The sequence below is a fragment of the Staphylococcus sp. CoH_129_LAB_1 genome (assembly GCF_058191515.1).
In genome coordinates this window covers 1-16,621 of the sequence record NZ_JBXWKZ010000041.1, presented here as the reverse complement: position 1 = coordinate 16,621, position 16,621 = coordinate 1, and the positions used below count along the sequence as shown (strand labels likewise).

General features: G+C 29.6%; 14 protein-coding genes. 12 read left to right on the top strand and 2 right to left on the bottom strand.

Annotated elements, in window-relative coordinates; translation table 11 throughout:
* Positions 1 to 96 precede the first annotated feature (96 nt).
* Complete coding sequence (locus AC2FB1_RS10335) at positions 97 to 2,049, bottom strand: IucA/IucC family protein (RefSeq protein ID WP_490675158.1); 1,953 nt, start codon at positions 2,047 to 2,049, stop codon at positions 97 to 99.
* A 213-nt stretch (positions 2,050 to 2,262) separates the two neighbouring features.
* On the opposite strand from AC2FB1_RS10335, the gene AC2FB1_RS10330 reads away from it, so the two are divergent.
* From AC2FB1_RS10330 to AC2FB1_RS10305, 6 genes are all read left to right on the top strand, one after another.
* Positions 2,263 to 4,020 carry an IucA/IucC family protein gene (locus AC2FB1_RS10330; protein WP_490675157.1) on the top strand — a complete coding sequence of 586 codons (1,758 nt, stop codon included), beginning with the start codon at positions 2,263 to 2,265 and terminating at the stop codon, positions 4,018 to 4,020.
* On the top strand, positions 4,021 to 5,082 hold the full coding sequence (locus AC2FB1_RS10325; protein ID WP_490675156.1) for an alanine racemase: 1,062 nt from the start codon (positions 4,021 to 4,023) through the stop codon (positions 5,080 to 5,082).
* Between the two features lie 189 nt (positions 5,083 to 5,271).
* Positions 5,272 to 6,270, top strand: coding sequence for an ABC transporter substrate-binding protein (locus AC2FB1_RS10320; protein WP_490675154.1), 999 nt, complete (start codon positions 5,272 to 5,274; stop codon positions 6,268 to 6,270).
* A gap of 12 nt (positions 6,271 to 6,282) precedes the next feature.
* A complete protein-coding gene (locus AC2FB1_RS10315; RefSeq protein ID WP_490675153.1) occupies positions 6,283 to 7,314 on the top strand; it encodes a FecCD family ABC transporter permease in 1,032 nt (343 codons plus the stop codon).
* Positions 7,311 to 8,276, top strand: coding sequence for a FecCD family ABC transporter permease (locus tag AC2FB1_RS10310; protein ID WP_490675152.1), 966 nt, complete (start codon positions 7,311 to 7,313; stop codon positions 8,274 to 8,276). Before AC2FB1_RS10315 ends, AC2FB1_RS10310 begins: the two co-directional genes overlap by 4 nt.
* A gap of 231 nt (positions 8,277 to 8,507) precedes the next feature.
* A complete protein-coding gene (locus tag AC2FB1_RS10305) occupies positions 8,508 to 9,881 on the top strand; it encodes a YjiH family protein (RefSeq protein WP_490675151.1) in 1,374 nt (457 codons plus the stop codon).
* Positions 9,882 to 9,938: 57 nt separating this feature from the next.
* Here AC2FB1_RS10305 and AC2FB1_RS10300 read toward each other — a convergent pair whose 3' ends face one another.
* Positions 9,939 to 10,253, bottom strand: a complete 315-nt coding sequence (locus AC2FB1_RS10300; RefSeq protein ID WP_490675150.1) for a heme oxygenase — start codon at positions 10,251 to 10,253, stop codon at positions 9,939 to 9,941.
* Positions 10,254 to 10,423: 170 nt separating this feature from the next.
* Here AC2FB1_RS10300 and AC2FB1_RS10295 point away from each other — a divergent pair, with 170 nt between their 5' ends.
* The 6 genes from AC2FB1_RS10295 to AC2FB1_RS10270 all read left to right on the top strand — a co-directional run bounded on the left by AC2FB1_RS10295 (position 10,424) and on the right by AC2FB1_RS10270 (position 16,205).
* The gene (locus AC2FB1_RS10295) at positions 10,424 to 10,942 is read left to right on the top strand and encodes a metal-dependent hydrolase (protein ID WP_490675148.1); all 519 of its coding nucleotides are present in this window, start codon (positions 10,424 to 10,426) and stop codon (positions 10,940 to 10,942) included.
* Positions 10,943 to 11,048: 106 nt separating this feature from the next.
* Positions 11,049 to 12,236: a UTP--glucose-1-phosphate uridylyltransferase gene (locus tag AC2FB1_RS10290; protein WP_490675147.1), complete on the top strand. Its 1,188-nt coding sequence runs from the start codon at positions 11,049 to 11,051 to the stop codon at positions 12,234 to 12,236.
* A gap of 16 nt (positions 12,237 to 12,252) precedes the next feature.
* Positions 12,253 to 12,936, top strand: a complete 684-nt coding sequence (gene trhA / locus AC2FB1_RS10285; RefSeq protein WP_490675145.1) for a PAQR family membrane homeostasis protein TrhA — start codon at positions 12,253 to 12,255, stop codon at positions 12,934 to 12,936.
* A 226-nt stretch (positions 12,937 to 13,162) separates the two neighbouring features.
* Entirely contained in the window at positions 13,163 to 14,503 is a 1,341-nt protein-coding gene (gene sdrM, locus AC2FB1_RS10280; RefSeq protein ID WP_490675144.1) for a multidrug efflux MFS transporter SdrM, read from the top strand.
* A gap of 75 nt (positions 14,504 to 14,578) precedes the next feature.
* Positions 14,579 to 15,046 (top strand): SepA family multidrug efflux transporter, encoded by a 468-nt coding sequence (locus AC2FB1_RS10275; RefSeq protein WP_490675142.1) that lies wholly within the window; start codon positions 14,579 to 14,581, stop codon positions 15,044 to 15,046.
* A gap of 91 nt (positions 15,047 to 15,137) precedes the next feature.
* Positions 15,138 to 16,205, top strand: a complete 1,068-nt coding sequence (locus AC2FB1_RS10270) for an Mrp/NBP35 family ATP-binding protein (RefSeq protein WP_490675141.1) — start codon at positions 15,138 to 15,140, stop codon at positions 16,203 to 16,205.
* The last annotated feature ends 416 nt before the right edge of the window (positions 16,206 to 16,621 follow it).

The window sequence follows — 16,621 nt, the reverse complement described above, 5'->3', positions numbered from 1 at the left end:
ACCTCCGCATGATTCATTTTAATATGAATTCAACGAAAGTGTTTTTATATCATTCCCACTAATTGGGGTCAGTCCAGAATATTCCAAGGTCTTTTTTTATTTAATATGATGAAGTGGATTATCAACTTTAATATAAGTATAGTCATGTGTTTCATCTTCTAAGCGCATAGTGGTTACACACTTGTAATCAATTGATGCAGCAAATAAAATTTTAGTAATATTTTGCAAACGTACTTCATCAACGTCAGTCAACTTAGCTAATATATTTTGAATAATATGACTAATATCATTCCACATTACTTTTTCGAAATCCGCATTTTCTATTTTTTTAGCCATTGTTAATATTAATTCAGCTAGATGGTTTTGAACAGTTGAATAGAATACTTTATTAAAAACAGATGTTGTTGAGTGGGTAAGAATTCTAGATTTCTTATGGAAGTGTGATGTTTTATACCCCATATGATTCAATTGAGTTTCATCAATACGTAATCCTTCGAAATCTCGAATATAAATTTTACTTAAACTCCCATCTTGATTAAATGTAGCAATGGAATTTTGTAAATGTGCCTCTAGAGCTATCCCATACTTTACATATAGTGGAATAACTATTCCTAATAATTGAGTCGCATAATCTTGAATCCATGTATAAGTCGCTTTTTCAAACGTCTTAAATTGGTGAGTATGTTGATATCGTTGTATTAAACTTTCAATAGGAGGTTCAGTATTGTTTGGATAATAAGTAACAAGACTAGAAGATATGACAGGTATTGTATCTTCTTCGATTAATGTATAAATATTTTCTCTAAATAATGTTCCAAGTTGTTCACTACGTTCAGTTTGAATTGCTGAAGGATCTTTAGAATTATAAAAATGAATGCCAGCAATTTCATCTAATGTTTCTATACGATAAGGTTGAAAATCAATGTCGCTTTTTAAAATATCGTTCACAATTTTAGTAACTAAAGGTCCATTATGCGTTGTTTGTTCAGAAAGCGTCCGTATTTCTCCAGTAATATGAACATTTGTAGAAAGTTTAATATGCGGAAATAGTTTAGGATATTTTGGCATTAATGTTCTGAATGATAAACCAGCATAATAAGGTAAGGTCATATCAATAGGAATAATAAGTTGTTCATCTAGTTCTTGTTGATACTGACTAAGTAAAATATGTTCGAATTGCCAAGGATGGACAATCATTAAATGATAATCTTCAATTGCTATATCATTATTTTCATTTAAAGGATGATTAAATAATTTATGGAATGCTTGTTGAATCGTATCATTATAGTTTGAGAATAAGGATTGAACATTTGCTATACTACTATGTATTAATACACATTTTAATTGAATTTCTCGACCATATTCTGAACTATAGTGAATATTGTCCTCGGCGCTCATTCCTTTACGAAGCTTTGCGCCTGGATGAAGGGGATGACCTTCTATAACTGATTGTTCTGAACGTAAATAACTATCTTCACTATTTGCAATCAACTCCCATAGCGATTCATGGTTTAATTGCATATAATTAGCTTGATAACTGAGTGCGAGAATCATATTAGTAGCACTATTGTTTAAATCATCTCTAAATTGTTCACTAGCGGCACTATCAAGTTTTGGATCTTCAGCTAAAATTAAATCTAGAATGTCATTCGGATGTTGGATTCTTTCATATTCGTGATTATGATGTTTTAAGATATAAAATGGCCCTTCGACATCTATCCGGTTGAAAGCATGACTACCTTTTATTTGACTGTAAATATCAACGTTTGATTTTGGAAAATGAATACATAATACGTCTTTATCTTTAGAAAACATAGGCACGGCTAAATTGGTAGATTTAATAATTTGACTGTTCTTTTTTGCGTGTACTAAGTTTTCACGATATAAAGATGTAATAAGACGTTGTGAAATTTTATCTCTACCTATTAAAATATATTGTCTAAAATCATCGATCAAATTAGGATAAAATTCATTTAAATATGTATAAACATTATATTCCTCATTAGTAAGCTGTAAATTATGATTATTAATGGTTATATTTTTATTCATATGACACCTCATCCACATTTTACAGAATTATAAATAGTTTGTATAATATCCAACTCTAAAATTAGACCTTTTTAAAAGATAATTTAAATTTGAAACATAATATTTTAATAAATACTAAGTTTATGTCATTGCTAGTAACCTTAATTAAATTTATAATTATTAAACTAGTTAAATTCAGTAATGAAAATGAATGATATGGCGGAGGATTTAAAAATGCTAAACGAGTGGAAGCATGCAAATAGAAATATGCGATTTAGATTAATAAATGCGCTAATAAAAGAAAATATTTGGATTCATTCAACCATCATTTCTAAAGAGAATCATTATATAACGATTGAATATGGACAAGTGTTTTTAAATGTCTACTATAAATACGAAAGCGCATTATCTAGATATGAATTCGATGGACCAATATTTTATATTAATCAGCAAACTAAAGAATCAGTGGATAGTCTAGAAAAATTAATGGACATACTAGAGATAGACTTTCATATAGATATACCGTTACGTTTGAAAAATGAACTTATTCATAGCAGAGATAGTTTTGTTGAAGTTTATAAAGAGTATGATATACGACATAAATATCTCCAAAAACATGATAAATATATTAATGTGTCAGAGCATTTGAATTTTTTTACTTGGTTAACAAAGTTGAAAAAAGATAGTGATATAGATGACGTACAATATTCTGAAAGCTTAATGTTTGAAGGACATCCCACACATCCGCTTACTAAAACAAAATTACCTTTATCAATGGAAGAAGTGAAAGCCTATTCGCCTGAATTTGAAAAAAATATTAATTTGAAAGTGATGCTAATACATAACGATTATGTAAATATTACAACGATTTTTGATTATTCACAGTTCATTTTAAGTGAGGTTATTCCTGAATATCGAGACCAATTGCAAACATTCATGGATGATAGAGAGCGTTTACTTGAAGATTATAGTGTTATTTTAGTGCATCCATGGCAGTATGAACATATTATCCTTAATAGATTTAGGAAGTGGTTACATTGTCACATTCTGATAACTACACCATTCCATGTTCCATCTAAAGCTACATCTTCTTTTAGAACAATGTCACTAATTAATCGACCTTATCATGTGAAATTACCAGTAAATGTGCAAGCCACTAGTGCAGTTAGGACAGTATCTCCAGAAACTACAATAGATGGACCTAAATTAAGTCAAGCGTTACATCGTGAATTAAATCAGTATAGACAATTAGATGTTGCACTTGAACCATATGGTTTATTTGCTATAACGGACAATGATGATGCTAGACAACTTGCTTGTATTATTCGCGAAAAACCTTTTGCAGAGAATCATGGTATCTTATTAGTTACAGGCGCATTAGTAAATAGAAATGTAGTAGATAATGAAATCACAATAGACAGTTATCTTAAATGGATTTGTGATGAAATAAATCAGCATAGTATATATACGTTTATGCGAAATTATACTCGTCAGCTTGTAACGCCTTTATTAGCATTAATACAAGATTATGGTATAGCTTTAGAAGCACATATGCAAAATACACTAGTGCAGTTAGGGCCTAAGCATCAAATTCAATTTATAGTGCGAGATCTCGGTGGCTCTCGAATAGATATTAAGACGCTAAGTCGACAATTAAAGCATATAGAAGTAAAAAATAAAAGTTTACTCGCAGATTCAATTGAAGAAGTTATTATGAAATTTCAACATGCAGTCGTTCAAAATCAACTAGCAGAACTCATTTTTCATTTTAAAAAATATGAGTTTGTAAAGGAAGAAGAACTATTTAATATAATTCAAGAAGAAATAGAATTAGCTATTAATGATAGTAAGCCTCATGCGGATATATTAAAAAAGATTTTATTTGGACCTACGATTACAGTAAAAGCATTGTTAAAAATGAGAATGAAAAATAAAGTGAAAAAATATCTGAATATTAGCTTAGATAATCCAATAAAAAGAGAGATGAATTAAGTGTCACGTATTGTAATCAATTTATCCAAAATAGAATATAATGCTCATGTATTAAAAACATTGTTTGACAGCAAAAATATAGCAATTATACCTGTGATAAAAAGTATTGCTGGAGATGAACATATCATTAAACGATTAATGAAAGTAGGATTTAATTACTTTGCAGAATCTCGACAAGAAAATATACCTGAGCAATTTAAAAAAAATTGTCGTTTTTTACTTTTGAGAGCTCCTTTAAAGCGTCAGTATGAGGATTTAATTAAAGAGAGTTACGTAAGTATTCAAACAGAAATAGTTACAATACGCCAATTAAATCATATTGCAAATAAAATGAATATCAAACATCAAATCATATTGATGGTCGATTGGAAAGATCAACGTGAAGGTGTGTTACTTTATCATATTGTTGATTATGTTAATGAAATTAAATTAATGAATAATATAACACTTTTAGGCCTTGCATTTAATTTCATGTGTTTTAAGTCTAAAGCTCCAACATTAAATGATGTCGAAGAAATCAATAAATTTGTTCGCCGAGCACAATATGACACAGGAGTATCATTTCAAGTTATTTCTGGAGGTAATTCAAGTATGCTTCCATTGTTAAAACAAAATGATTTAGGATGTATTAATGAGTTGAGAGTTGGCGAAACACTATTTCGTGGAGTAGATACAACTACTAACCAAAATATACCTGAATTATTTCAAAACGCAATTTTACTTGAAGCGGAAATTATTGAAATTAAACCTAGATATACAAAGATGAAAGAAAGTTACTTACAAGCTATTGTAGATGTAGGATATATTGATACTGTGATTGAAAAAATAAAACCACTCAATCATCGAATTAAAATTATTGGTGCTTCAAGTGATCACTTGATGATAGATTTAAATCAAGAAAGTAACTATAAGGTAGGAGATTGCATACCATTTTCATTAGAATATGAGGCGCTATCACAATTAATGTATCATCAGAGAATGGAAAAACATTATAGTGAAGAACAGGCAATTTCTCAGCTTATTAATAATTTGAATCAATCAAAACATACCAACAATATATAACTCATTATATAGAATCTGAGACATCAATAGTGTCTCAGATTTTTTTATGCGTTAGCTGTCAACGTTTGCGGGAGGGGACAACGAATTCAAAATGAATTCTGTGCAATTCCTATTTTTTATTTTATTGACAATGATAATTGTTATCAATAAAATGAAAATATACATCAATACATATTAAGGAGTGTCATCATGAAAATAACAAAAATTTTTGGAATCATTTCATTATTATTGACTTTAGTATTAGCAACTGCATGCGGAAAGGTGAGTGACAATGGTTCAAAATCATCTAATCACACATCATCCTCTAAAGATACTATTGAAATTAAGCACGATTTAGGTACAACTAAGGTACCAAAAGATACTAAGAGAGTAGTAGCTTTGGAATTCTCGTTTGTTGATGCATTAGCAGCTTTGGATGTTAAACCTGTAGGTATAGCAGACGATAATAAAAAGAATAGAATGATTAAACCTTTAAGAGATAAAATTGGCGATTATACATCTGTTGGTACACGAAAACAACCTAATTTAGAAGAAATCAGTAAGTTGAAACCTGATTTAATAGTTGCCGACAGCAATCGACATAAAGGAATTTATAAAGAATTAAGTAAAATTGCTCCGACAATAGAATTAAAGAGTTTCGATGGCGATTATAATGAAAATATTGAGGCATTTAAAGTTATAGCTAAATCTTTAAATAAAGAGAAACAAGGCGACAAACGTTTAGACGAACATACGAAAAAAATAGCTAAATATAAACAAGAAATTCAATTTGATAAAAATGAAAAAGTACTTCCAGCTGTAGCTTCTAAATCTGGATTGCTAGCGCATCCGAGTGATTCTTATGTAGGACAGTTATTAGGAGAATTAGGTTTTAAAGAAGCATTGAATAAAGATGTAACGAAAGGATTAAGTAAATATTTACAAGGTCCTTATTTACAACTCAACTCAGAAACACTATCTGAAATCAATCCAGAACGTGTATTTATTATGACAAATGGTGCAAGTCCTAATGAACCTTCTTATCAAGAATTGAAAAAAGATCCTATTTGGAACAAACTTGATGCAGTTAAAAATCATAAAGTAGATGTGGTTGATCGTGATACATGGGCACGTGCACGTGGTTTAATTTCTTCGGAAGAAATGGCTAAAGAAATCGTAGAAATTTCAAAAAAAGATAAAAATAAATAGGGTGGATTGACAATGACCATACAAAAAAGTAATCGTCTTTCTGCTAATAGAGGATCAATCAAGAAGCGTATGACACTCACTTTTACAGTGAGTGTTTGCCTTCTTTTTATTTTTGCTTATCTTAATTTAGCGGTTGGAACTTCAAATATTCAGTCTAAAGATATTTATCATTACTTTTTTACTTCAATTGAAAACAAGCAAACTTTTATAATTCAAAATATTAGAATGCCAAGGATGATTGTTGGATTACTTGTTGGAGGAGGCTTAGCTCTAGCGGGTTTACTAATGCAATCTATAACTAGAAATCCATTAGCATCTCCGCAGATATTCGGGGTGAATGCCGGTGCTTCATTTATTATTATATTAGTAACCGTATTAATACCCACTATGGGAAACTATGCGACTTATTTAGCATTTATAGGCGCATTTATTGGTGGATTAACTGTGTATTTACTATCTGGTTCTACGAAAAAAATAACACCAGTGAAATTAGCTTTAGCAGGAATGGCAGTACATTTATTTTTTAGCAGTCTTACACAAGGTATTATTTTACTTAATGAAGATTCTAATTCAACTGTTATGTTTTGGTTAGTCGGCTCTTTAAATGGAGTGAAATGGAAGGATGCAATGATCATTTTTCCTTGGATTATTGTAGGACTTATCATATTGATTGCATTCGCTAGACAACTTACAATAATGGAATTAGGTGATACACTTGCCAAAAGTTTAGGACAAAGAACTGAAGTTATAAGAATAATTATCGGATTACTTGTTATTATATTTGCTGGAACATCTGTTTCTATTGTAGGTCCTATTGGATTTATAGGATTAATCGTGCCACATATTGTAAAACGTTATGCATCTCATAATTACTTTATTTTAATTCCTTTAACATTCATAGTTGGTGCAAATTTATTGTTAATATCTGATACATTGAGTCGCTTAATTACCTATCCTTATGAATCACCAGTTGGAATTGTTACATCATTTATAGGAGCTTTTTATTTCTTATTTATTACTTTAAGGGGAGTGAGACGAATATGAAACATCAATCACTGGGTATTCGTTACATACTTATTGTTACTATCCTAATAATAAGTATATTTATTAGCTTATGTATTGGCGCGACAATGTACAATCCCTTTAAAGTATTAAATAGTTTATTTACACATGATAATTTTATTCTAAATGAATATCGTATACCTAGAACACTTTTAGGATTAATAGTAGGAAGTAGCTTGGCTATTTCTGGAACTATCATACAAGGGATAGTAAAAAATCCTCTTGCTTCTCCAGATGTTATTGGAATTACTAAAGGTGCGAGTTTAGCAGCAATTATTATTATTATGGTTTTTCCTAATGCGCCTTTAATTATTTTACCTATTGGTTCATTTATTGGTGCATTAATAATCAGTTTAATTTTATCTTTTTTGATATCTCAATTTAATATTAAAGGATCTACGTTAGCATTAATTGGCTTAGCCATTGGCGCTATATGCACGGCAATTGTACAATTTTTACTAATACGAAATCCTATGGATGCAAATAATGCACTTATATGGTTAACAGGTAGTCTCTATGGTCATACGATTGAAAATGTATATTCAATTTTACCTTGGTTTGTAATCACAATTCCAATTGTTATCGCTTTGAGTCATCAACTAGATATATTAAATTTAGGAGATTCATTAGCAATAGCATTAGGAACCAGAATAAAACAAATTAAAATGATATTGTTAATTTTATCAGTAATGTTAGCAGGAGCATCTATTTCAATAGTTGGAGGGATTAGTTTTCTTGGATTAATTGCTCCACATATCGCTCGGAAAATAGTAGGACATCGTCACATCCACGTAGTGATGATGTCTGGTTTAATTGGAGCAATACTTATTTTAATTAGTGATGGTATAGCGAGAGGTATACACCCGCCCATTGATATACCAGTAGGTGTAGTTATTGCTATCGTTGGTGTTCCATATTTTTTATTGTTACTTAGAAGAATTTAAATATTAAAAGAGTGAGATAGAGTTCATAACGAATGTTATCTCACTTTTTTTATGTGAAATTTTAAATTTATATATATTGCATATTATTTGGAAATAAGATATAGTAATGTACATATTGTTTATAAAAATACATATAAAGTTATATTTATATAAAATATAGATGTTAATTTTGCTGAAAATACAAAATTAATGAATAAATACAAGTACCTATATAAATAGAAAGAAGGGTGAATGTTGGAAAGCTATACCAAACAGGAGAAAACAAAAGGAAGAATAAAATTTATATCAATGTCAATTATAGGTATTATTTTATTTTTAATACCCATTCCAATTGTACAAGATGGGAAGAAACAAACGACATTACCAGTAGCTTTTTTGGCAAGTTGGTTAAAAGATTTATTAGGGCATGCTATGCCAATTCTCATCATTACAATCATTACAGTATCAGCTATATTGACTATTTTATTTTCAACGATTTTAAAGAATAAGGTAAAGCCAGATGGTCTTATTGCGAATGCATTTCAAGTTGGACCAGTTTGGACAATACTAAGAGTACTTGCAGTTGTATTTGTTTGGATGACTTATCTTAAATTAGGGAGTAAAGTGATATATTCAGAAGATACGGGTGGATTAGTATTTAATGATTTATTACCAACATTAGTTGCTGTATTTCTTTTTGCTTCTTTATTTTTACCCATGTTAATGGAATACGGTTTGTTAGAATTTTTAGGACCATTGTTTAGACCGGTTATGAGACCATTATTTACTTTACCAGGACGATCAGCAGTGGATAATTTAGCTTCATTTATAGGTGATGGAACAGTAGGCGTACTTATTACAAGTCGTCAATATGAAAGAGGCATCTATTCAAAAAGAGAATCAATTGTAATTTCTACAACATTTAGTGTTGTATCTATTACATTTGCTATTGTTATTGCCCAAACCATCGGCTTACAACATAAATTCTTTATATTTTATTTAACAGTGATTGTTTCTTGCTTAGTGGCGGCGATGATTATGCCAAGAATATGGCCACTAAATCAAATTCCTGATGATTTTACGAAAGAAGTATCTGAAAATACAAGATTTGAAAAACTTCCAGAAGGGAAAACCGCATTATCTCATGGTTTTGATGAAGCTACAATTGTAGGCTTAAAAGCTCCGGGAGTTAAAGAATTTTTCAAAACAGGAATTAAAACAGTGATCGATATGTGGTTTGTTATTTTACCAGTAGTAATGAGTATAGGGACTCTTGCTACGATGGTAGCAAATTATACGCCAATATTTGAAATCATAGGAAAACCATTTATCCCTATATTACAGTTACTTCAAATTCCTGAAGCTGCAAAAGCGTCAGAAACTTTACTTATTGGTTTCGCAGATATGTTTTTACCTTCTATATTAATAGCGACTGTACACAATGAAATGACACGATTTGTTATCGGCGCTTTAAGTATATCTCAATTAATTTATCTGTCTGAAGTGGGTGGAGTTATTTTAGGTTCTAAAATCCCAGTCAGTATTGGAAAGTTATTTATGATATTTTTAATCAGAACGGCAATCACATTACCAATTATTGCATTAATGGCTCATTTATTATTATAAAAAGAAAAAAGCAGAGAGTGAGACGATAAAATCAGTCTCACTTCCTGCTTCTTTTTTCTAATCTAAAGTTGATAATACATTTGCTTTAACAATTTTACTTGTTATTACTGGTGAATTCTCTGAAGAGGATTTTCCAGTATTTTTATGTGCTTCTTTAAAAGCATCACTTTTGGTCCAAGCATTGAAGTTTTCTTCATTGTCCCACCAAGTATTAACATACATATCTTCAGTGTCGTTAGTATTATCAATTTGCCAAACTTCAATTTTTCTGAACCCTTCTAAATTTTCAATCTTACCACCTTTAGTGAAACGTGGTGCCATTTTTTCGGCAAATCCTTTTTTTACAGTAATACGATTGGTGACAACAAACATAGTCAGACCTCCTTACGTGTTTATTTTAATAATAAACAAATCCAAAGATATATCAAATATAATACATGTAATAAATAAGTAAAATAAAAGAATAATAGCGATATACCCGAAGATATGTTCGTATTTTAAGGCTGTTTATGTTAATATATTTTTAATAAAGGAGAAGATAAATGACAGGAAAAACGCATGTAGCTGCTGGTTTGCTTGTAGGAGCAATAACAGTTGACCATTATCATACAGATCTATTTTCTACTGTAACAGTAATTTGTTTAGCAATAGCAGGAAGTTTACTTCCAGATATTTGTCATACGCGAAGTAAGATTGGCAGACAATTTAAAATTCTTAGTTTGTTCATTGGTGCTATATTTGGACATCGAACATTTACGCACTCATTGTTGTTCTTAGGTATGATAGGTTTTTTACTTATTTTAATTCAAACTCCGACTTATTATTTAGTTACTATTATCGGTGCAATGGCTTCTCATGTTATACTAGATATGTTGACACCTAGAGGGGTAAAGTTACTTTATCCAATACCTTTAACGATTAAGTTTCCTTTTACTTTCAAAACTGGTGGTTTTTTAGATGCTTCCTTATCAACAGCTTTTAGTATTGGAGCAATATACATAATCTTTCAAGATTTTATAAATGAAATTTTAAAATATGTAATTCATTCATTATCTGGATGATATCAATTGAATATGATGGGTCATCTTTCTTGTCTTAATATTAAATTTATAAATAATATGATAAATGTATTTGAATGACACGAACTATCAATAAGGAGAGTTATTAATGCTAGATCAAAGTAAATTAGAAAAATACAATCAAGAACATTTAGTTGAATATGAGAAAATGATGAGTAGTAATGAAAAAGAGCAATTAGACGAAAAAGTGAACTCATTAGATTTAGAATTTATTCAAAAACTTTATCAAAGTTTGTATGTCAATCGTAAAACAATTACAGATGTTACTTCAGTTTCTGAAGTTGATTATAAAATTAAGGAAGTATTCACTGAGCAAGATCGTGAATACTATGAATATAAAGGAATAGAAGCCATTAGAAATGGAGAATTTGCTGTTGTTCTCATGGCTGGTGGGCAAGGTACGCGTTTAGGTTATAAAGGACCAAAAGGTTCTTTTGAAATTGAAGGTGTAAGCCTATTTGAACTTCAAGCAAGACAACTATTACATCTAAAAAATGAAACGGGACATTGTATTAATTGGTATATTATGACTAGTGATATTAATCATGATGAAACAATACGTTATTTCGAAAATCATGATTATTTTGGTTATAACCCAGAACGTATTCACTTTTTTAAACAAGACAACATTGTGGCTCTAAGTGAAAATGGTAGACTTATCTTTAATGAAAATGGCTATATTATGGAAACACCTAACGGTAATGGTGGGATATTTAAATCGTTAGAGCATGAAGGTTATTTAGATAAAATGGAAAAAGATGGCGTAAAGTTCATTTTCTTAAATAATATTGACAATGTATTAGTAAAAGTTTTAGATCCATTGTTTGCAGGGTTTACAGTAGTAAATGACAAAGATATAACCTCTAAATCGATTCAACCTAAAAGCGGTGAAAGTGTTGGACGTTTAGTCAGTAAAGACAATAAAGATACTGTACTTGAATATTCAGAACTTGATGAAGATGTAGCCAATACATTTGATAATGCCAATATTGGTATTCACGCATTTAAGCTATCATTTATAAAAAAAGTGGTAAATAATGATTTACCATATCATTTAGCTATTAAAAAATTGAAGCAACTGGATGATGATTTTGGTGTGATTGAAAAAAAATCATTAAAATTTGAATTATTTTACTTTGATATTTTCCGCTATGCGAATAGCTTTATTACATTACAAGTTCCAAGAAAAGAAGAGTTTTCACCTTTGAAAAATAAAGAAGGTAAAGATAGTGTAGAAACTGCAACTGATGATTTAAAACGGATGAATGTAATTTAAAGGATGGTGGAAAAAGATGTCTAAATCATCGCAGTATACAAAAGATAATGTAATTGAATCATTTAAAGACATCATTCCACTATCTTTTGGTGAAGAAATTGGTAATGCAACTTCACATGGTGTGGCTGCACTAATGACTTTATTTTTGCTACCTTATGCAGCAGTACATAGTTATAATGAATATGGAACGCTAAGTTCTATTAGTGTCTCCATATTTGTTATTAGTATTTTCATGATGTTTATTTCCTCTACTATATATCATTCAATGAAAAATAATACATCTCATAAGTATATATTAAGAATTATTGACCACAGTATGATATATGTAGCAATAGCTGGGACGTATACACCAGTCTTACTAACGGTTGTTAAAGGTTGGTTAGGATGGCTTGTCTTTTTGTTATTATGGGGAATAACAATATGGGGAATTCTATATAAGTCAATCTCAACTCATGTAAATCCAAAATTAAGCTTAATTGTTTACTTAGTTATGGGATGGATTGGCATTATATTTTTACCTGTGATTATTATGAGAACATCTTGGTTATTTATTTTATTTATCGTATTAGGTGGTCTTTCTTATACCATTGGAGCATGGTTTTATGCACAAAAAAATCGTCCATATTTTCATATGATATGGCACATTTTTATCGTTATCGCATCACTCTTTCATTTTATAGGAATTGTATATTTTATGTAGACCTACCTGAAAGGATACATCATTAATGATAACTTAGATTCTATATAAACTTTTGAAATAAAACTATACTTAAATCATTAAGTGTTTATTTAGGAACAGAACTATGAATTCAAAAAGAATTCTATTCTGTTCTTTTATTTTTTTAAAACTATACACTAAAATTGTTTATAAATATAATTGAGGATATTCTATATAATGAATTTTTTAAATACATAGGAGGACAAAGATGAAATTAAAATCTATAGGTATTGTAGTGACGTTAGTTTTAACAATGTTTATGGCAGCAATTGAAAGTTCAATTATTTCACTAGCATTGCCTACCATTCGTGAAGATTTGAATGCTGGTACAGCAGTGCCATTAGTCTTTACTGTTTATTTCATAGCACTGGTAGTAGCTAATCCTATTGTAGGTGAACTTCTAACAAGATTTAAGATTATATATATAGCAGTAGTTGGCTTATTATTATTTGGTGTTGGAAGTCTTATGTCAGGCATGAGTGACACATTTACAATGCTAATTATTTCAAGAGCAATACAAGGGCTTGGAGCAGGAGTCATGATGTCTTTGACTCAAATTGTGCCAAAACTTGCATTTGAAATTCCGCTTCGTTATAAAATAATGGGTATCGTTGGAAGTGTTTGGGGAATTTCAAGTATTCTTGGACCATTATTAGGTGGAGGGATAATGGAAGTTGCAACATGGCATTGGTTGTTTTATATCAATATACCAATAGCATTGATAGCTATTGTGTTAGCTTTTCTAACTTTTCATTTTCCTGAAGAAGCGGAAGTGCAGCATATACACTTTGATGTAAAAGGATTATCATTATTTTATATATTTATCGGCCTTCTTATGTTTGGTTTATTAAATAAAACAGGCTTTATTTTTAATATTATTGCGTTAATACTAGCAATAGTTGTATTATTCGCTTTATTCAAATATGAAAACAAAACAGATATGCCATTTTTACCAATAAATGAATTTAATAAATCAATTTCATTGGTGTTTATAACTGATTTACTTATAGCAATGTGTTTAATGGGGTATAACTTATATATACCTGTTTATTTACAAGATCATTTAAAATTATCTCCATTACAAAGTGGTTTAGTTATTTTCCCACTTTCTGTTGCGTGGTTAGCTTTAAACTTTAACTTAGCTAAAGTAGAATCAAAATTTACAAGAAAAAAATTATACATCGGAGCTTTTATATCATTAATTTTAAGTAATATAATTTTAGTATTTGGACTTCATATTCCACTTATTATTGCAGGAGCTGTGATTCTTGCAGGGTTGAGTTTTGGATTTGTATATACTAAAGACAGTGTAATTGTTCAAGAAGAAACAAGTCCTAAATACATGAAAAAAATGATGTCATTCTATGCATTAACTAAAAATTTAGGATCATCTATAGGATCTACATTGATGGGGGCATTATACGCACTTCAATTTGGTTTAATAGGAGGCAATTTTTATAATATATTAACTGTTATCACAATTGTTGCGCTTATTTTAATTTTAATGTGGGTATTTTTATTTAAAGATAATGAAGAAAGTACTAAATAATAATTTTTAAGTTGATGTAGATAAATGATAAAGTAGGATTATAAAATATTAATGAAAAGAGGAGGAAAGAGAGAAATGAAATTTTCTAATCAAAAATTTAATGGCATCTTTCCAATTCTTCTTATTCTTTTTATTTTTATCCTATCAGGAGGCATATTTTTAATCTTTTTAGGATTTGGTTTATTCGGATTAAGTCGAATTCTTATTTTTTTAAATTTAGGAAACTTTACTTATAATAAAGACTTGTTTAGTAACTTAGTGTATTACGGTAGCTATATAGTATTGGGATACTTTTTACTATTTGCTATTGAGCATTTAATGGATTACTTTAGAAAACAATTACCTAATAATCCATATTTTAATGGAATAACATTTCATTTGATTTCATATGTAACTACGACTATTCTATTTTATTTTATTATTCATATTCATTATGTATATATTAAAATTGAATTTTGGGTTATTGCATTAATTATTGGAATATTATATTTATGTAAAATAATTTTTTATCCAGATAGTGAAGACTTGAATGATAAGAGATAAAGATAAACTATAAAATCTTGATGAATTCATCACAGATTTTAAGTAAATTTGTTAAAATATAAATATCAAGAAACATAAGGGGGATAACGAGTTGTTTACGGTAGAACAAGTAAAAGAAATAGTTGGAGACTTAAAAGATCCAATTATTAATGTACCTTTAAAAGAAACAAAGGGAATTGTAGAAGTAAAAATAAAAGAAGAAATTCAACACGTAAGCGTTAAAATAGCTATGGCTCAATTAGGTGGACAACCACAACTTGATTTGCAAATGTCAGTAGTTAAAACTTTAAAAGAAAACGGCGCAAACACAGTAGGCATTCGTTTTGAGGAATTACCTGCTGAAGTTGTAGAAAAGTATACTGGAAAAGAAAAAGACAAACCTAAGACAATAGAGGGATTGTTGTCACAGAATAATCCAGTGGAATTTATTGCAATTGCTTCTGGTAAAGGTGGAGTAGGAAAATCAACTGTAGCAGTAAACTTAGCAGTAGCATTAGCAAAAGAAGGTAAAAGAGTAGGACTTATAGATGCTGATATTTATGGTTTTAGTGTGCCAGATATGATGGGTATAGATGAGAAACCTGGAGTTCAGGGGAAAGAAATTATTCCTGTAGAACGTCATGGTGTAAAAGTGATTTCAATGGCGTTTTTTGTAGAAGAAAATGCACCAGTTATTTGGCGTGGTCCTATGCTAGGAAAAATGTTAACGAATTTCTTTGTTGAAGTTAAATGGGGAGAATTAGACTACTTATTACTGGATTTACCTCCAGGAACAGGTGATGTAGCTCTTGACGTTCATTCAATGTTACCAAGCAGTAAAGAAATAATAGTAACAACACCACATCCAACAGCAGCATTTGTAGCTGCAAGAGCTGGAGCTATGGCCAAGCATACAGAGCATTCTATTTTAGGTGTTATTGAAAATATGAGTTATTTCGAAAGTAAAGAAACTGGAAAAAAAGAATATGTATTTGGTAAGGGTGGCGGACGTAAACTTGCAGATGAATTAAATACACAATTGTTAGGGGAATTGCCACTTGAACAACCTTCTTGGAATCCTAATGATTTTTCACCATCTATTTATCAAGAAGAAGATCGTTTGGGAAAAATATACAAAACAATTGCACAAAAAGTAATCGCTACAACAATAAAACAATAAATAAATATTAGTGTAAAAACACTCGAAAAAAATATAATTTCGAGTGTTTTTACTATTGCAAAATATAAAAATTCTGATAGAATATTTCTTTGTGAGCAAGTTAAATGAATTGTTTGAAATAAAAAATGATTCCTTAAATAATTTGTTGACAATAATTAAATCATTTGATATGATATAAAAGTCGTTTTAAAGAAATGTTAACACATTTTAAAAAATGTAAATTTAGTGTAAAACTTACCATTGCACAAATTAAAAAAACGATTTAAAATAGTAAAAGTAATCGAAATTAGTTATTGACTTTCATCATTGAAAGTTGATATGATGTAATAGATTACATTCTAAATGAACATTGAAAACTGAATGACAATATGTCAACGTTAATTCCAATAAAGTAACTTAAATGTTACAAACACTAT

Coding starts and splice junctions, on each gene's coding strand:
- AC2FB1_RS10315 (WP_490675153.1), top strand. CDS start 6,283: ATGACCATACAAAAAAGTAATCGTCTTTCTGCTAATAGAGGATCAATC.
- AC2FB1_RS10310 (WP_490675152.1), top strand. CDS start 7,311: ATGAAACATCAATCACTGGGTATTCGTTACATACTTATTGTTACTATC.
- sdrM (WP_490675144.1), top strand. CDS start 13,163: ATGAAATTAAAATCTATAGGTATTGTAGTGACGTTAGTTTTAACAATG.
- AC2FB1_RS10300 (WP_490675150.1), bottom strand. CDS start 10,253: ATGTTTGTTGTCACCAATCGTATTACTGTAAAAAAAGGATTTGCCGAA.
- trhA (WP_490675145.1), top strand. CDS start 12,253: ATGTCTAAATCATCGCAGTATACAAAAGATAATGTAATTGAATCATTT.
- AC2FB1_RS10290 (WP_490675147.1), top strand. CDS start 11,049: ATGCTAGATCAAAGTAAATTAGAAAAATACAATCAAGAACATTTAGTT.
- AC2FB1_RS10305 (WP_490675151.1), top strand. CDS start 8,508: ATGTTGGAAAGCTATACCAAACAGGAGAAAACAAAAGGAAGAATAAAA.
- AC2FB1_RS10335 (WP_490675158.1), bottom strand. CDS start 2,049: ATGAATAAAAATATAACCATTAATAATCATAATTTACAGCTTACTAAT.
- AC2FB1_RS10295 (WP_490675148.1), top strand. CDS start 10,424: ATGACAGGAAAAACGCATGTAGCTGCTGGTTTGCTTGTAGGAGCAATA.
- AC2FB1_RS10320 (WP_490675154.1), top strand. CDS start 5,272: ATGAAAATAACAAAAATTTTTGGAATCATTTCATTATTATTGACTTTA.
- AC2FB1_RS10330 (WP_490675157.1), top strand. CDS start 2,263: ATGCTAAACGAGTGGAAGCATGCAAATAGAAATATGCGATTTAGATTA.
- AC2FB1_RS10275 (WP_490675142.1), top strand. CDS start 14,579: ATGAAATTTTCTAATCAAAAATTTAATGGCATCTTTCCAATTCTTCTT.